At 67.4% G+C, this 15,249-nt stretch carries 15 protein-coding genes and 2 pseudogenes; 8 read left to right on the forward strand and 9 right to left on the reverse strand.

The window, feature by feature from the left end:
* Positions 1 to 244 precede the first annotated feature (244 nt).
* Positions 245 to 2,191, reverse strand: coding sequence for a hypothetical protein (locus ACBJ59_RS57330; protein ID WP_375118416.1), 1,947 nt, complete (start codon positions 2,189 to 2,191; stop codon positions 245 to 247).
* A gap of 418 nt (positions 2,192 to 2,609) precedes the next feature.
* Between ACBJ59_RS57330 and ACBJ59_RS57335 the strand changes: the two are divergent.
* Positions 2,610 to 2,768 (forward strand): annotated as a pseudogene (locus ACBJ59_RS57335) (transposase); the annotation flags it as partial.
* 150 nt (positions 2,769 to 2,918) lie between these two features.
* On the opposite strand, the gene ACBJ59_RS57340 reads toward ACBJ59_RS57335, so the two are convergent.
* Positions 2,919 to 3,089, reverse strand: coding sequence for a hypothetical protein (locus tag ACBJ59_RS57340; protein WP_375118417.1), 171 nt, complete (start codon positions 3,087 to 3,089; stop codon positions 2,919 to 2,921).
* A gap of 26 nt (positions 3,090 to 3,115) precedes the next feature.
* On the opposite strand from ACBJ59_RS57340, the pseudogene ACBJ59_RS57345 reads away from it, so the two are divergent.
* Together ACBJ59_RS57345 and ACBJ59_RS57350 are read left to right on the forward strand one after the other, a co-directional pair.
* Positions 3,116 to 3,557 (forward strand): annotated as a pseudogene (locus ACBJ59_RS57345) (transposase).
* 116 nt (positions 3,558 to 3,673) lie between these two features.
* Positions 3,674 to 4,579 carry an NADP-dependent oxidoreductase gene (locus tag ACBJ59_RS57350; RefSeq protein WP_375118418.1) on the forward strand — a complete coding sequence of 302 codons (906 nt, stop codon included), beginning with the start codon at positions 3,674 to 3,676 and terminating at the stop codon, positions 4,577 to 4,579.
* Positions 4,580 to 4,813: 234 nt separating this feature from the next.
* Here the strand turns inward: ACBJ59_RS57350 and ACBJ59_RS57355 are convergent, their stop codons facing one another.
* Positions 4,814 to 4,984 (reverse strand): hypothetical protein, encoded by a 171-nt coding sequence (locus ACBJ59_RS57355; protein ID WP_375118419.1) that lies wholly within the window; start codon positions 4,982 to 4,984, stop codon positions 4,814 to 4,816.
* 225 nt (positions 4,985 to 5,209) lie between these two features.
* Entirely contained in the window at positions 5,210 to 5,719 is a 510-nt protein-coding gene (locus tag ACBJ59_RS57360; protein WP_375118420.1) for an integrase core domain-containing protein, read from the reverse strand.
* Positions 5,720 to 6,013: 294 nt separating this feature from the next.
* On the opposite strand from ACBJ59_RS57360, the gene ACBJ59_RS57365 reads away from it, so the two are divergent.
* Genes ACBJ59_RS57365 through ACBJ59_RS57380 form a run of 4 tightly spaced genes read left to right on the forward strand, consistent with a single transcriptional unit; the run spans position 6,014 to position 7,933 of the window.
* Positions 6,014 to 6,412: a hypothetical protein gene (locus ACBJ59_RS57365; RefSeq protein ID WP_375118421.1), complete on the forward strand. Its 399-nt coding sequence runs from the start codon at positions 6,014 to 6,016 to the stop codon at positions 6,410 to 6,412.
* A complete protein-coding gene (locus ACBJ59_RS57370; RefSeq protein WP_375118422.1) occupies positions 6,412 to 6,861 on the forward strand; it encodes a hypothetical protein in 450 nt (149 codons plus the stop codon). Before ACBJ59_RS57365 ends, ACBJ59_RS57370 begins: the two co-directional genes overlap by 1 nt.
* Entirely contained in the window at positions 6,858 to 7,496 is a 639-nt protein-coding gene (locus tag ACBJ59_RS57375; protein WP_375118423.1) for a TetR/AcrR family transcriptional regulator, read from the forward strand. The genes ACBJ59_RS57370 and ACBJ59_RS57375 overlap by 4 nt, the downstream gene beginning before the upstream one ends.
* On the forward strand, positions 7,493 to 7,933 hold the full coding sequence (locus ACBJ59_RS57380) for an anthrone oxygenase family protein (protein WP_375118424.1): 441 nt from the start codon (positions 7,493 to 7,495) through the stop codon (positions 7,931 to 7,933). Before ACBJ59_RS57375 ends, ACBJ59_RS57380 begins: the two co-directional genes overlap by 4 nt.
* Positions 7,934 to 8,072: 139 nt before the next feature.
* On the opposite strand, the gene ACBJ59_RS57385 is transcribed toward ACBJ59_RS57380, so the two are convergent.
* From ACBJ59_RS57385 to ACBJ59_RS57400, 4 genes are all read right to left on the reverse strand, one after another.
* On the reverse strand, positions 8,073 to 8,735 hold the full coding sequence (locus ACBJ59_RS57385) for a reverse transcriptase N-terminal domain-containing protein (protein WP_375118425.1): 663 nt from the start codon (positions 8,733 to 8,735) through the stop codon (positions 8,073 to 8,075).
* 750 nt (positions 8,736 to 9,485) lie between these two features.
* Positions 9,486 to 10,988, reverse strand: a complete 1,503-nt coding sequence (locus tag ACBJ59_RS57390; RefSeq protein WP_375118426.1) for an ISL3 family transposase — start codon at positions 10,986 to 10,988, stop codon at positions 9,486 to 9,488.
* Between the two features lie 305 nt (positions 10,989 to 11,293).
* Complete coding sequence (locus ACBJ59_RS57395; protein WP_375118427.1) at positions 11,294 to 12,172, reverse strand: NADP-dependent oxidoreductase; 879 nt, start codon at positions 12,170 to 12,172, stop codon at positions 11,294 to 11,296.
* A 40-nt stretch (positions 12,173 to 12,212) separates the two neighbouring features.
* Positions 12,213 to 13,397, reverse strand: coding sequence for an MFS transporter (locus tag ACBJ59_RS57400; RefSeq protein WP_375118428.1), 1,185 nt, complete (start codon positions 13,395 to 13,397; stop codon positions 12,213 to 12,215).
* Positions 13,398 to 13,475: 78 nt separating this feature from the next.
* On the opposite strand from ACBJ59_RS57400, the gene ACBJ59_RS57405 reads away from it, so the two are divergent.
* On the forward strand, positions 13,476 to 13,865 hold the full coding sequence (locus ACBJ59_RS57405; protein ID WP_375118429.1) for a MerR family transcriptional regulator: 390 nt from the start codon (positions 13,476 to 13,478) through the stop codon (positions 13,863 to 13,865).
* Positions 13,866 to 14,052: 187 nt separating this feature from the next.
* On the opposite strand, the gene ACBJ59_RS57410 is transcribed toward ACBJ59_RS57405, so the two are convergent.
* Positions 14,053 to 15,171, reverse strand: coding sequence for an IS630 family transposase (locus tag ACBJ59_RS57410; RefSeq protein WP_375118430.1), 1,119 nt, complete (start codon positions 15,169 to 15,171; stop codon positions 14,053 to 14,055).
* Between the last annotated feature and the right edge of the window lie 78 nt (positions 15,172 to 15,249).

A 15,249-nucleotide genomic window follows, 5' to 3' on the forward strand; every position in this document is an offset into this window, starting at 1 on the left:
CCGCGATGCCGCCGTTGTCCGCTCATCCGCCCACAAGGCAAAGCACTAGCGGTGTTTCACGGGCGAGCATTATCTTGAGCCGCTGATTGTTGCGGGGCCCCTGACCAGGGCGGCCTCGTTGGAGACGGTATCCGCAACGAGGCCGTAGGCGGTCTGAGGAGCGTTGGTGAGCACCCGGGCCGATCGTGGTCGCGGACCGGCCGGACCGCAGCAGTCGGCGCGGATGCTCACCGCGGGGGCTTGGTTACCCGCGTGCCGAGGCGGTTCTCGTACCCATCGATATCTCCTCGTCGCCGGGACTGTCAGGAGAGTCTGTGATCCACATCCAGGTCTCGTCAAGGTTCATCGAGCTCTCGTTGGGAGCTACCGAGCCACACTCTGATTTCGTGCCGTGGTGAGGTGTCCAAGAATGGTGCGGCTTCTTCCCCGGCTTCTCCGGCTTTCCCGGCTTCTCCGGCGGGCAGTGGTGCGGCCCCTGCACCACCTGGATGGTGGCCGTGGCCGGGGCGGAGGTCAGGTCTCCGGCTCTGGCCACGGCGGTGTTGGTGATGGATCGGCGGCAGTCCTGCCCCTTGCACGTCGACTTGCCGCCCGTGCTGCTCGGCACGGTGAAGCTGCCCGTACAGGTCGTGACGGCGCCCGGGGCAAGAGTTGTGTCCTCGCAGGTGATGTCCTGGACGTGGCTGTCCTCGATCCGCAGGTCATCCACCGTGCTGCCGGAGTTGTTGGTGACGGTGTAGCGGTAGACGACTGTGTCTCCCGGCCGGTACGAGCGGGAGTTGTCGACGCTCTTGTCCAGTTCGAGCATTCCCTCACCTTCATCCGCGACCTGGATCGTGACCTGCGACTCGGGCGAGGTGACCTCTGTCGAGTCGGCCATGCCGCTCGCGGTGGCGGTGTTGGTGATCGAGCCGCGTTCGGCGTCCTGCCGCGTGACGGTGTGGGTGCCGCGGCAGATGATCGTCTCGCCGACGTCCAAGGTGGTCTGCGGGCAGGTGACCTCCTCAGCCATGTCGTCGTTCACGGCCAGGTCGGTGATGTTCATGTTCCCGCTGTTGGTCACTTCGTACTCGTAGGGCACCTCGGTGCCGACCGGCACAGGGTCGGGCAACTGCGCGTCGTTCATGATCCGCTTGTCGAGTGTCAGTTCCGGCCGCTCTGCCACCGGGCGGACGACAACGTTGCGGATCAGGTGGACGTCAGTGAACAGACCGGTGGAGGCCGCGAACCCGAACTTGTACGTCGAGGGCACCGGTGTGGGCGCAGGCGTGGACAGCACCTGCTGCATACCGTTGCCGTCGTTGAAATCGATCGACACGGTCAGCACAGGGTCGGGCGCCGGGGTGATCCGGACGTTCACCCTGCGGCGCGACGGTTCGAGCGCGGCCTGCGCCGCCTGAGGGTCATCGGGGACCGTCGTCGTTTCTCCGTGCAGCCGGCCCGGCAACGTCGAGGGCCACGGGCCGGTGGTGGTGAAGTTGCTGGTGGTCGCGGTCAGAAAGCAGTAGCCCTCCATTCCGTCACCCGGCCCTCGCACCGTCACCATGTTGGCCCCCGGAGCCGGGATCCGGAATCCCGTGCCGGCCGGTGAACGCTCGGCACAACCGCGGCCGCGCTGCTCCCAATCGCCGAAGTAGTTGCCCAGGACGTCCAGGCCGACACCGACGTAGCCCTGGTTGACCCCGGGCTCGAACGCGTTGGCGGGGTTGTCGTCGGGCAACTTCTGGGCATATCCGAGGCTGCCACCGAAGGCGCCGGGCCGGTCGAGCGTGCCGGCGCCGTTGATGAGGAAGAAGGAGATGCCGTCGGCGGGCGAGAACTCTGGCGTAGTGGTGCCGTACTGCCACTGCTCGAAGGTCACCTGCAGGCCTTGTTCGGCCGGGATCGGCTCGTCGTACAGGACGGCTGAGGTCTGGTCGTTGTCGGCGCTGGTCAGCTGGAGGTAGCCGTACGGGGCGGCTCCGGTCGGCGGCACGGGACCCGCAGCGTTCTCCGGGCATCCCGCAAGAGGACGGTTCCCCGGCCCCGGCGGCTCGGCGGCCGGCGCACCGGTCAGGCAGGCCGATCCCACGGCCCGGAACTCCGGGATCGCGGTGGCCCCCCTGAAGTCCTCCTCGACCAGCGGCACCGGCTGCGCCGCGGCTGGCTGGGCCGGTAGGAGCGCGGCCGACAACGCGCCCAGAAGCGCCACGCCGGATATAGCCCACCGCTTCAGACCGGGCTCGTTTCCTGTTGAGCGAGTGATTGCAGGTCGTGTCGTCACAGGCACCCAACGTAGGCGGGGGCGCTCGGATATCGATTGACCGACATGGCAAACGATCCACCATATGCTGGGAGCCCATTGAATGGGACGTGTCATATTAGCCTTGGGCTTCCACCAGGAATTTCGCGGAGCTTGATCGTCTACACAAGAAGGCACGTGTTGAGCTGGAAGGAGGAGCGTGTCGAGAATCCCGTGCCGGATGCGTTCGTGCGCCTCAGAGTTCTCAGTACCGAAAGGACTTTCTAACAGGACAGACTGGTTGAGATGCCCAGCAGATTCCGGACGGTCGGCTACGTAAGCTGACGAGAAGTCTGGAAGAGGTAGATACGCGACGAGGCGTCGTAGGCGGTTCTCGCCAAAGTTCAAGGAAGAAGCCGTCCGCATGGTGCTGGAGGGCGATCGGACGGTCGCGGCGGTCGCGCGAGTTCGACATCAACGCCAGCACGACACCTCCGTGATCGCCCTCTGGCTGGGCCCCGCCGCCGTCCGCTCCACCGATGCCTAACTGCACGCTGACATGAGCATCAAGGAAAAGGCCCTCGCGCTCACCACACCCCAGGAGGCTCCGCCAGGCCGTTACCACCCCACCGACCAGGTCCTCACGTTCCTCGAAAGCCTGTGACTATGCCGAGTCTCCAGGCGGTGAACGCGCTGCTCAACAAGCTTCCGCCGGGCCGTCCTCGGCATAGTCGCGGTCTCGGCATAGGTCGACGATGATCAGGTCGCTGTCGATCAGCCGGGTCATCGCGCGGGCTAGTGAGCCATCGACGCGATGGCGACGCACCAGCGCGCCGAGGTCTTCGATCTGGATGATCTTGTCGGGCACGTCAAGCATGATGGCCGAACTCCCAGGTGACCTGTCCCAGCGGCAAGACCAGCATTCGGTGGGCGATCGAGCCCGACGGAGACAAGATCGAGATCCGGGTCGAGTTCTCCCAGCGTGACTGCAGCCGATGCCCCGTCACAGCCGAGTGCACCCGAGGCCGGCGTCGGCGGCTGACGTTACGCCCTCAGGCTGAGCACGAGGTTCTCGCCCGGGCACGGACCGAGCAGCACACCGACCAGTGGAAGAGCCGCTACCAGGCCCGGCAAGGGCATCGAAGGCACCATCGCCCAGGGGGTCAAGGTCTTCGGCCTGTGGCGATCCCGTCACCGGGGGGCGGCCAAGACTCACCTTCGGCACCTCCTCATCGCCGCCGCGATGAACGTCACCAGGCTGGATGCTTGGCTGCTCGGAACGCCACTGGCCCCGACCCGAACATCGCACTTCGCCGCCCTGCGGCCTGCGGTTTGAGGGGGTGCATCTATCCCCTAACGATCTTCAGGGAGTGCGAAAGCCCCACCCCTGAGGAGCGCGTTAAAGAGTCTCTCCTATTGTTAGATGCCGATCGAACTCTAAGGGAGTTGAACATGCGTGCTGTGCGGATCGACCGCTTTGGCGACCCTGACGTCCTGACCATTGCTGAGGTGCCAGCACCTGGCCCGTTGGAGGGCGAGGTGCTGGTACGCGTTGCTGCCTCTGCCATCAATCCCGTTGATGACAAGACCCGTCAGGGGGCCATCGGAGAGGGCACCCTGACCCTGCCGATGACCTTGGGCTGGGAACTGGCGGGTATCGTCGTAGAAAGCTCGACCAGTGGACTGCCCGTGGGTGAACGGGTCTTCGGGATGTCTCACCAGCTTGGAACCGGACGAGGAACCTGGGCCGATCTCGTGGCTGTACCGGTCGGCTCGCTTGCCGCCGCCCCCTCGAGGATCAGTCTGGTGGAGGCGGCGACACTGCCGTTGCCCGGGCTCACCGCCTTGCAGACGCTGGACTGGCTGGACATCCGCGCAGGAGAACGCCTTCTGGTGGCAGGTGCGGTCGGCGCGGTAGGAGGCCTTGCCGTACAACTGGCCCGAGCGCGCGGCGCCCGGGTAGACGCGCTGGTTTCCAGACCAGCCCAGGTCGAGGTAGCCAAGGAGTTGGGGGCCGAATGGGCCACAACGGAGCGCGCCACGCTCCCCGTAGCCGCCTATGACGCCGTCTTCGACACCTTCGGCGCCTTTGTCACCGAAGCCGTGGCCGATGAAGGCCGCTACGCCTCCATCGCTACCCAAGCCGGACCCGTGCCGGATCTGTCCCACCGAGCGGTCCGCACCACGGTCAACCAGGTGCGCGAGGACGGCGCAGGGCTCGCCGAACTGGCCAAGATTGTAGATGCGGGCCAGGTCAAGGTACGAGTTGACTCCGAATACAGCCTGGAAAACGTGCAAGAAGCGCACGCGCACTTCCTCCGGGGCCAGTTGACAGGAAAGATCGCCCTCATTCTCTGAAAGCGGCCGGTCAGGAACCGAAGCTCGCACGTCCGCACGCAGCAGCACTGGTGGGGAGTCGGACCAGTCTCAAGCAGCGCGTGGGCAGACACCGACCCACAGACCCACGCCTGAGTGTTCCTTTCACATGACACCCCCGTGATCACTCCTGTGATCACGGGGCCGCTTCTTTGCTTGTCTACTTCGCCAACAGGGTCTCGCAGTTCCAAGGGGGCCGGGGGCTCTCATGATCAGCTATGAGCTCTTCCGCAAGGGGTACCCGTCGGGCCCGAACCCGTCGGCCTCCAGCCTGTCGACCACGTTCCGGACGTCGTCCGCGTCGCCCAGCGGCCGGGCCTCTTCCACCTCCAGGCGGCGTTGCGTGGCGTGCAGTTCGGCTCTGTCCTGGTCCAGTCGGCGTCCCATCGGTCGCGTGCTCTCGCGTCGGGATCTTGTACGTGAATCAGTGGCTGCTACTGACGTACAGGCGCGGGCCCGGGTCAGCGGCCGCCGTCGTAGATGAACCGGGCGAGCGGGTCGCCGAGCGCCTACATGGCGTTGAGCCGGTCGACGGTACGCCGGTAGGCGTCCTCTTCGAGGCGGGTGAGCACGACGTCGTCGGCGGGTGTGGGTGCCGAATATTGTGTCGCCTCATGCGACCTGGGCGTATTCGTGTAGGAGGCCGCCGAGCCGGTCTCGTCGGGAGACCTTGATGTCGGCGTCGACCGGATCGGGTAGCGCCCGCAGCGGGCTGGCCTGCTTCAGGGCTCGGTGCGGACGATGCCTATTGAAGTAGGTCTCATACTCGCCGAGGACCTTGCGCAGGTGGCGTTCGTACATGATGAGGATTCGGTCGAGTAGTTCGCGGCGTACGCTGCCGACCCATCGCTCCATGATCGCGTTCATCCGATGAGCCTGTGGCGCGGTGAGAACCACGCAGATGCCCTCGGAGGTGAACACTTCATCGAACAGAGCGGTGAACTTGCTGTCCCGGTCTCTGATCAAGAACCGGAAGTCGCCGGTCCGATCGCCCAGGTCGAATATCAGGTTGCGGGCTTGCTGGGCGACCCAGCCGGCGGTGGGGTGCGCCGTGACCCCCAGCACGTGGACCCGCCGGGTGGCGTGCTCGACCACGGCGAAGCAGTACAGCCGCGCGAGCATGACCGTCTCCACACTTTGAGGGGATTGACACCTCAACGTCCTTGGACAGATCGGCACGGATCAGGACCACCAGCAGGCCGAACAAGCCCCTCACCAACCGGTAGACAAGCGACAACAACACCTCGCCATAGTCGCAGCCGCCGTCTTGATCGCGCAGCAAAACCCCAGCTCACAGTATGAAACCGTGTTTCCGAGCGGGACAGCATTCGGTTGAACGAGGGCGGCAATGGGACCTGCAGAAGTATGCTAACGTACGTTACTATAACGGCCGTTAACCTACTTGGAGGGGGAGCAGTGCTGGATCAACTGGGACGGGCGCTCGCCGCGGAGGACGCCACTGCCGTGTCCGTGATGCTGGCCGAGGACGTCACTCTGCGGGTCGCGGTGCACGACGAGCCGATCGAGGGGGCCGGTGCCGCCTCTCACGTCATCGGGGCTGTACTCGACGGGGTGCTGCACGACATCGAGGTGTCGGCGACCATCGGCGGCGTCGGCGACACCTCGGTTCTGATGTTCAGCGCCCAGGTCGCGGGCCACCCCGGCCGGGCCGACGGGCTACTCGTCGCCCGCCAGGACCGGGACGAGCGGATCTCGGATCTCACGGTGTTCGTCCGGCCGCTCGCGGCGTTGCAAGCGCTGGCCGACGAGATGGGACGGCGGCTGGGTGTGCCGCGCCCCGGCGGTGTCGTCTGATGGCCACCCCATCGCTGCGCAACTGGATCCCGGCCGCGATCCTGTCCTCGCCGCTGCACCCGGTGATGAGCCGGAGGAGTCTCCTGCTGAGCTTCACCGGGCGCCGCAGCGGCGTCCGCTACGTCACCCCCGTCAACTACCTCCAGCGTGACCGCGAGCTGCTGATCACCACCAGGAGGGCGTGGTGGCGCAACTTCGACGGCGGGGCGCCGGTGGAGCTGCGGCTGCGGGGCCGCCGGATCGCAGCGGTGGCCGAGGCGGTGCGCGAGCCCACCGTTGTGGCCGAGGCGCTCACCGCACTCGTGCGTGACCACCGCGCGTACGGGCGCTGGGCGCGGATCCGGGTCGGCGCGGACGGCACCCCGGACACCGCAGACGTACACGCGGCTATCGCAAGCGGCCGGGTCCTGATCCGCGTGCTGCTAGACGGCGAGACCATCACCCCATGACCGCAACGCACCGCAGGCGCCGTGGCACCGGACACGAGCTGCGTGAAGTGGTGATCAGAGTGGCCGCCGACCTGCTAGCGCAACTCGGCGACGCCGACGCGCTCACCATGCGGGCCGTCGCCGCCGCCGCAGGCGTCACCGCACCCTCGGTATACCGGCACTTCCCGGACAAGGAGACGTTGCTGCGTGTTGTCATCGCCGAGCGGTTCGCCGAGTTCACCGAACAGCTCGAAAGCGCCGCCATGTCCGCCGCCGGCGACCCCGTCGCGCGGCTCGAGGCGATCGCCAAGGCGTACGTCCGGAGCGGTCTGGAGCAGCCGGGGCACTACCGGGTGCTGTTCAGCGCCATGAACGCGGGCCCGGCCGGGCTGGGGCTCGAACCCGGCGCTGCGCATCCCGGCGCGGCCTCCTACAAAGTACTGGTCGACGCCGTCGGCGCGTGCCTGTCGCCCGCCCGCCGCGATGCGGCGTTCGTACTGGCCACCGAGCTGTGGGCTTCCCTGCACGGCGCCATCGACCTGCGCATCACCAAACCCGACATGCCCTGGCCCGAGCCCGATGCGCTGATCGAGACGGCATTGACCGCCGTGCGGACCGCGTCGTCGCCCGGGCCACTACCCGCGGAGTCGCCGTGAACCTGCTCGTCTTCGTCACGCTGGCCGTCACCGGTTTCGTCGCCTGTTCCGAGTTCGGCTCCTATGCCTTCGTCCATCCTGTGTTGCGCCACCTGCCCGGCACCGAACGCATCGCCGTCGAGAAGGGCCTGCTCAAGACGTTCGGACGGGTCATGCCGGTCGGGATGACGCTGTGCGTGGTGCTCGCGGTGGCCGTCGCGATCGAGGGCAGCGGGCCCGGGTGGCTCGCCTGGTCCGCGGTGGCCGCGTTCGCCGTCGCGGTGGGGTTCACAGTCGCCGTCAACGTCCCGATCAACATCGCCACCGGACGCTGGGACCCGGCGAACCCGCCCGCCGGATGGGAACGGACCCGCCGCCGGTGGGAGTTCTTCCAGGGCGTGCGCTCCTGGCTGCTGCTGATCGGTTTCGTCCTGGTCTGCGCGGCAGGAACCGTCTGATCAGCGCGCCGCGGCAGCCACGAGCGCGCGTACGGGTCTGCCTGAAGACGCCCCACCGAGTTCCAGCGCGCCGTACCGGCCCCGCCAGCACCACAGCCCGTTGTCCCGACCTGCGGCAATTCAAGGCAGGTACTCGCCCCTACCAGTCCCGGATCATGTCCCTGGCGGGGAACGACCCGATGGTCTGCAGAAGCCGGGTGTGGTCGATGCGGTCGAACGCCGCCGCCAGGTCCGCATCCAGTACCCACATCCGTTTCGCCAGCTTCTGACTGGTGGCCTGGAAGATGGACTGGATCGCGTCTTGGCAGCTCCGGCCTGGGCGGAAGCCATACGATCGGGGCTCGAACCGGGCCTCCCACTCGGGTTCCAGCGCGTTACGGACCCGTGCCTGATGGCATCGGTCCATGATCACCGGGATGCCGAGCGGGCGGAGCTTGGCGGGGTTGCTGGCTTTCGGGATGTGCACCCGCCTGACCGCGCGCGGCTTCCAGGAACCGATCGTGGTGTGCACACGCACCGCCACCTCGGCCCTGGCCTCGGAGGCCAGCGCGACCTCCCCGTCGATGCCCGCGGTCTTGCGGCCAGCGTTGCGCTGCGTCACCTGCCGCACACTCACCAGCGTGTTGGCCCGGCTTCGCAGCATCAGCTTCTGGAGGTTTCTGGCCTTGGGCCAGTCCTCTTCCTGAACCGCCTTGAAGATCCTGCGCCGCAGCCGCCGTACCTGCTCTTCCTGCGGCCGCCAGTCGATGGTCTCCCACTTCTCGGCGTCCAGGCGCAGCAGATCCTCGGGTCCGTTCACCATGTGGCGTCCAACTTGTCCCTCGGTTCCAGCGGAAGTGGTGCTTCGTCGTCAAAGGTTCACCTGCCCACGTCAGCGCCCTTTCGGGCCCGGGCACCGTGCCCGGTATCCGGCCGGTTATCCGAGACCCTCGCTGGAGGAAGCGACCCTTGCCGTCCCGGTTTCCCGCTGCCTTTCGGCCGCCGGCCTTGGCTTCTTGGGCATCCTGTTCCCGCCGGGGAGTTCAGCTCTCCTCGCGGTCGGCCTACCGCTCTGGTCGGGACCTGGAGCGGACCCTGACGGGGTTTCCATGTTCCGCACGCATGAGACACGGCTGGGATCGGGCGTCCTCTGTACCCCGGGGGCAACGGTGTCTGCACGGTCCGGGTTCGGTCCCCGGCCGCCGTTCGCCGCCTTCCAACGGCTCGGCCCCTGTTCACCACGGTCAGCATCCCGTCCCGCAGTGTGGACATGACGAGGCATCAGCGAGGATTCACGGTCGTTCGCCCTTCCACCCTTCCCTTCGCCTGTGATCCCCGGACGGAACGGGAACCCTTGGGCTTTCCTCTGGGCTTCGCGCCCCACGGTTACCCGCAGCGCACGCCAGAGCAGGGACAGATCTCAGACACTGACCTGGATCACGGTCCCGGCATCGCCGGGCCTCCCTTCTCGTGACCACTCACAACGTGCGACCTCATGTCGCAACCGAAGCTGTCCCCAGGGGACTGTACGGTTTTCGGCTCTGGCCCACTTTCGGTGGTGACGGAAAGTGGTTTAGCCGAGCAGGATGCGATGACGGAGGAGTGCGAAGCCGGCGCGCCCGTACATCTGCCTTTTGATCATTTTCGTTTTGGTGTTGACGCCTTCGGTGCCGCCGTTGTGGAAGGGGAGAGTGAGGGCGGCGTTGACGGCGGCCCGGTCGTAGTCCAGGCCGCGGGTGAAGGCGTGCAGGTGGGGCAGGCCGACCTGATGTGCTTGTTCGATCCAGGCGGTCAGTCGCTGGTCGTTGCCCTGCTTGGGGTCGAGGAGAGCGGCGAATTCCCGGACGAGTCCGGCGAGCATGGTCATCTCGTGGCAGGCGGTGATGGCGGCGTCCAACCGCTCGGCGTGGTGGCCGGTGAGCTTGCTCGGTTCGGTAAGAAGAAGGCTGGCCAGACGCTTGGGTGAGATCGCGGGCCGGTCGCATTCGACGCGGCCTTGGTTGATGTATCGGTAGAGCAGGTTCTGACTGCCGGTGTAGCCGAGTTTCTTGATCTCGACGAGGAGTTGCTGGACCGGGACGGCGGGATCCTCGGCCCGGCGTTGGCACAGATGGTCGCGGAACGGGTCGACGAGCGTGGGCCGGTACTTCGGCACGCGTACCAGCCGTTCGGGTTCGTTGACCCGGGCGTAGCGCTTGACGGTGTTGAGCGCCAAGCCCAGGCGGCGGGCGCATTCCAGCAGTCCGACACCCTGGCTGAGCAGGGCATGCACCTGCCGCCAGCGCTCGCGTGTGGTGGCTGCTCGCACCCCTTCTTTCGGCGGCGGGCCGGTCTTGCCCCAGCAGATCGAGTGCGCGGCAACCTCCTTGACCACGGCTTCGGCCAGGTTGTGCCAGATATGCCAGCGATCACCGACCTGCACCGCATCCGGCAGAGCGCGACGGATCGCCTCGGCATAGGCGCCGCTGCTGTCCCGGCACACCATCCGCACCCCGGGGTGGGCACGCAGCCACGCCTCCAAGGTGTCGGCCTGACGATCGGCGAGCACATCGACCCGCTCCCGCGTCACCGCGTCGATGATCACCGTGGCGTAGCGGTGCCGTTTGCGCAGTGCGAAGTCGTCCACCCCGATCACCTCCGGCACCGGACGGACCGGCAGGGGCAGGCGCAGCAACGACCGGACGGCGCTCTGCCGCGACATCCTGACTCCCAGCACGGCCAGCAGCCGCGATCCCGCCCGCCCGGCCAGCTCCCGCACCACCGCCCCCACCTGCGTGGCCAAGGCGATCGTGCGGCGCTGATACGGCTCGGCCAGCCCAGGCAGCGGCTCCCGGAACGTCTGCCGCGCGCACCCGACCGTCGGGCACCTCAGCCGCCGAAACCGTAGCCGCACCAGCACTCGCTGCCCGCCAACAGGAAGGTCGGCCAGCTGTCGATCCACGTAGCCGTGCACCCGTCCGACTGCCCCGCAGTCAGGGCACGCTATCGGCGCGCCCCGGGACGCGACATGCACCACGATTGCCCCGGCCCCAGCTCCGACCTCGGCTTGAACGCTGCCGATGACCAGGTCGGCCATCTGTGGGAACAGCAGCCCTGGAAGATCCTTTAAGTCACACCGGCGTCACGCTGACACAACACGCCGAGATAACCATGGACCGACACGAGCTATCACGTTCCGTGACCACCGAAAGTGGGCCAGAGCCCCCCACGATTGCGGTTCGTGGTCGTCACGGAGAGGTGAATGCGGCTGGTTGTAGGGGGTTTCTGCTTAATCGTGTTCGTTTTGGAGACGGTCGGAGCTTAGCGTAGCCGGGGACGACGGGCTGGCCGCCCGCTGCCTGGACTCTTGGCTGCCCGGACAGCGAGGCCTTGCGTTCGGCTTCAGAAGGTGAGCAGGAACTTGCCGACATTGCCGCCGGCTTCGAAACGTTCATGTGCGGCGCGGGCCTGGTGAAACGGGTAGCGGTGCGCGACCCGCAGGCGAAGCTCACCTCGTTCTACCAGCGCGGCGAGGCTGGCGAGCTGTTCCTGATCTTCTTGAACGTAGCTTTTGACCGCGCCCGGCACATCCGGGAGGGGGTGGTCGGCGATGGAGACGTACCGGCCACCGGGTGCGAGGGCGCGGCCCGCGTCGAGGCCGGCGGTGTCGAGTACAGCGTCGTAGGCGCCGTCGGGCAGGTCGCCAAGAGTGTGCCCGACTTTGTCGGCGCCCAGGGCTCTGGCCTCATCGTGGTGGTCGGGCCGAGACACCAGTGCGTCGATGACGGCCCCCGCCCGGCGGGCGAGCTGCACCGCGATGCCTCCCACGGCACCGGCCGCGCCGATGACGAGCATGCGTGTGCCGGTGGTGACCGCGGCCTTGTCCAGCGCTTGCACGGCCGTCACGCCGGCCAGTGGCAGTGCCGCGGCGTCGGCCAAGGGCACGGTGGTGGGAGCTTTCGCCAGCAGTCTGGTGGGAAGGGCGACTCGCTCGGCCCAGGTGCCGCGTCCTGTGGCGATCTGCGCGGACATCGCGATGACGTGATCTCCGGGGCGGAACGCGGTGCCGCCGCCATCGACGACGACTCCGGCCAGGTCCCAGCCGAGGGTGGCGGGGAGTTCGGGGCCGACGTCCCACGCCCGGGTTTTCCAGTCCACCGGGTTCAAGCTGCTGGCCGTCGAACGGATGAGTACCTCACCGGGCTCGGGAACGGGTTCGGGAACCTCCCGGACGGTGAGGACTTCTGGACCGCCGTGGCGGTCGATCTGAATGGCAAGCATGGTTACCTCCCTTGTGGTTACGGGGTCGGCCGGTGGCGAGTCAGATGGTGGCCGGGACGTCGTCTTCGGCCGTCTGCGTTGTCGCGCGAGTTCGGGGCAGGACGAGGTAGGTCAGGGCCAGGCCCGCTAGGCTCAGCACCGCGCCGACCAGACCGGTCCAGCGCAGGGCGCCTGCCGAGACGATGACGCCGCCCATGGCCGAACCGGCGGCCGCACCAAGGTTGAAGGCGCCGACGTTGGCGGAGACGGCCAGCGTGGGGGCATCGCCGGCGTGGCGAAGGATCAGCCCCTGCAGCGGCGCGATGGTGGCGGTGGAGAGCAGGCCAAGCGCCAAGACCGCCGCCACTGCGGATGGTTGCCAGACGGCGGCGAACGGAATGAGCACGAGCACGCCGGCCAGCCCGCCGAAGACGCCGCGCACGGTGGCGCTCATGGACTTGTCGGTGAGCCGGCCGGCAAGGAGGTTGCCGACAAAGCTGCCTGCTCCGTAGGCGAGCAGCAGCCCGGAGACCGCCGTGGAAGAGAAACCCGACACGCGCGTCATCAGCGGGGCGATGTAGGTGAACACCGTAGCGACGCCGGAGAATCCGACCGCGGTGGTGGCGATGGCCAGCAGGACCGGCCGGCGGGTTACCACGCGGACCTCGTCTCGCAGCCGCGCGGCCGGGGCCGGCTGCTTGGGAAGGACGGCCGCGAGCAGCACGACGCCTGCCAGCGCCAGGGCGGTCAGGACAGCGAACGGGGTGCGCCATCCGGCGCTCTCCCCCAGCAGCGCGCCCAAAGGCACACCGAGCAGGGTCGCCACGGTGAAGCCGGAGGCGACCGTGGAGATCGCCGTCCCCGTCTTGTCCGGCGGCACCACGCTGGTCGCCATCACCAGCGCCAGGGCGAGGAAAGCGGCGTGGCTGAAGGAAGAGACCAGGCGTCCTGCCAGCAGCAGTTCGTAGGAGGGGGCCAGAGCGCTGATTGCGCTGCCCGCCGCGAACAGCAGCATCAGACCGAGCGCCAGCCCCTTACGAGGCATCTTGGCGGTCAGTGCGGCCACAAGGGGCCCACCGACCACGACACCCAGCGCGTAGACGGTGACGGCTTGGCCTGCCATACCCACGGATATGCGCAGGTCTGCTCCCACCAGAGGCAACAGCCCGGAGATCAGGTATTCCGACGTTCCGACGACGAAGACGCTCACGCACAGGGCAGCGAGTGTCGCGAAGGTCTTTCTCATAGCGAGGACGCTAGAGTCTCACATGGATGTGAGAGTCAAGTCGTGCGACGATCTCCCGCGGCACACAAAGGAGGCGCTATGCGTATCGGTGACCTGTCACGACGGACCGGCGTTCACGAGCGCCTGCTGCGCTACTACGAAGAGCAGGGCCTGCTTCACCCAGCGCGGCGCCCCAGCGGTTACCGGGAATACAGCGACGAAGACATCGACACCGTCCGCCGCATCCGTAGCCTCTTGGCCGCCGGTTTGAACACCTCCACCATCGCCACGATCCTCCCTTGCCTACGCGATGACGGCGACCGGCTGATCCCCACGTGCTCCGATCTTCTCGCCGATCTTCACCGAGAGCGGGAAAGGATCACACAGTCGATCACAGACCTGCAGACGTCCCTGGGCGCACTCGACAGGGTCATCGCGGCAGCCCCGCCCGATGTCACACGCCGTGCACTCGCCACGCTCGATCGCTGAATGACGTGCCCGTCATCGGTCATCTCGCGCCCCAGCGATCCGATCTCTGCGGCGCCAACCAGACGGCCCCGGACAAGGCTCAGCCTGGCCCAGGCCATCATCGCGAAGGACTACGCGGCATACGTCGCCGAACACCGCGAGTTCGCCTAGTGGGGTGGCCACGAACGTTCACCGGAGTGGTGGTTGATCACGCGGCTTGGGCGGCAGGTCGTCCCCAGCGGCGCTGTTTTTCGCTGCGGATGCGTGCGCGTTCGCGGCGTTGGGAGGCCAGGACGTCGGGGTGGCGGGCGTTGGCGTTGCGCCAGCGCAGGTAGGCCTGGAGCTTTCGGGTCTGCACCGTGTGATTGGGATGGTCGGAGTTGCTCATCACGAAGGTGCGCAGCGGTCCGAACTGCGCTTCGATCGGGTTGGCCCAGGAGGCGCTGGTCGGGGTGAAGCACAGCTCGACCTTGTGCGCGGCGGCCCAGGCGCGGATGGCGGGGGTCTTGTTGGCCGACAGGTTGTCCAGAATGACGTAGATCGGTGCGCCGTCCGGGCGGGCGTGGCGGATGCTCTTGAGCGCGGCCAGGGTGTTGGCGCCGCTCTTGCGCTCACGGTTGACTCCCCACAACTGGTCATCGCCCAGGCTGTAGCAGCCGTGGAAGTAGCGCACGCCATGGGTGCGCGTGTAGGTGGCCGGTTGTCGTTCGGGTTTGCCCTCGGGCGCCCAGCCGGAGCCGGGCTGAGGCCGGATGGACAGTGGCCCGAACTGGTCGAAGGCGAAGCACCGCTGCGGGAAGCGCGTGGTGACCTCCTCGATCCGGTCCAGCTTGGCGTCCCGGTCGGGGTCGGTGGACTCCTTCCAGGTCCGGGTGCGCTGGAAGGAGACCTTGTGCTCGCGTAAGTACTGCCGCAGCCGCTCACGCCCGACCAGCACGGTCCGCACCGGGTTGTCGGCCAGGTAGTCGACGAGTTTGCGGATGCTCCACCGGGTGAAGGGCCGGCCCAGCTTCTCCGGGCGCGTCCTGGCCATCGCGACGATGAAGTCCTCATCGCCCGAGGTGATGCGGCGGGGACGGCCACCCGCCCACTTAGGGTCCAGCGCGGACAGCCCCCGCTCGTTGAAGGCATGGATGACGTCTCGCACGGTGTCCTCATCGGCCGCGACCAACTGCGCGATCGCCGCAACCGGCGTGCCACTGGCCGAGGCCATGATGATCAGCGCTCGCCGGACCCGGATCGACTCGTGCCGGCCTCGCCGGACAAGTCGTTGCAGCGTCTGTCCCTCCTGATCGGACAACCGCCGTGCTCGCACAGGTTCGGCCATACGGATCCTCCTGCCGTCATCGTGCATGTCGATACGACACTGAAGCAGAATCCGGCGAAGCCTGCGCAAGCCGTCGGG

This window comes from Nonomuraea sp. MTCD27 (assembly GCF_041950495.1).
Taxonomy (GTDB): domain Bacteria; phylum Actinomycetota; class Actinomycetes; order Streptosporangiales; family Streptosporangiaceae; genus Nonomuraea.

Excerpts from the sequence above, each read along its gene's own strand:
- ACBJ59_RS57400 (WP_375118428.1), bottom strand. The coding sequence starts at position 13,397 with ATGAGAAAGACCTTCGCGACACTCGCTGCCCTGTGCGTGAGCGTCTTC.
- ACBJ59_RS57375 (WP_375118423.1), top strand. The coding sequence starts at position 6,858 with ATGACCGCAACGCACCGCAGGCGCCGTGGCACCGGACACGAGCTGCGT.
- ACBJ59_RS57370 (WP_375118422.1), top strand. The coding sequence starts at position 6,412 with ATGGCCACCCCATCGCTGCGCAACTGGATCCCGGCCGCGATCCTGTCC.
- ACBJ59_RS57405 (WP_375118429.1), top strand. The coding sequence starts at position 13,476 with ATGCGTATCGGTGACCTGTCACGACGGACCGGCGTTCACGAGCGCCTG.
- ACBJ59_RS57360 (WP_375118420.1), bottom strand. The coding sequence starts at position 5,719 with ATGCTCGCGCGGCTGTACTGCTTCGCCGTGGTCGAGCACGCCACCCGG.
- ACBJ59_RS57350 (WP_375118418.1), top strand. The coding sequence starts at position 3,674 with ATGCGTGCTGTGCGGATCGACCGCTTTGGCGACCCTGACGTCCTGACC.
- ACBJ59_RS57395 (WP_375118427.1), bottom strand. The coding sequence starts at position 12,172 with ATGCTTGCCATTCAGATCGACCGCCACGGCGGTCCAGAAGTCCTCACC.
- ACBJ59_RS57390 (WP_375118426.1), bottom strand. The coding sequence starts at position 10,988 with ATGGCCGACCTGGTCATCGGCAGCGTTCAAGCCGAGGTCGGAGCTGGG.
- ACBJ59_RS57355 (WP_375118419.1), bottom strand. The coding sequence starts at position 4,984 with ATGGGACGCCGACTGGACCAGGACAGAGCCGAACTGCACGCCACGCAA.
- ACBJ59_RS57410 (WP_375118430.1), bottom strand. The coding sequence starts at position 15,171 with ATGGCCGAACCTGTGCGAGCACGGCGGTTGTCCGATCAGGAGGGACAG.
- ACBJ59_RS57385 (WP_375118425.1), bottom strand. The coding sequence starts at position 8,735 with ATGGTGAACGGACCCGAGGATCTGCTGCGCCTGGACGCCGAGAAGTGG.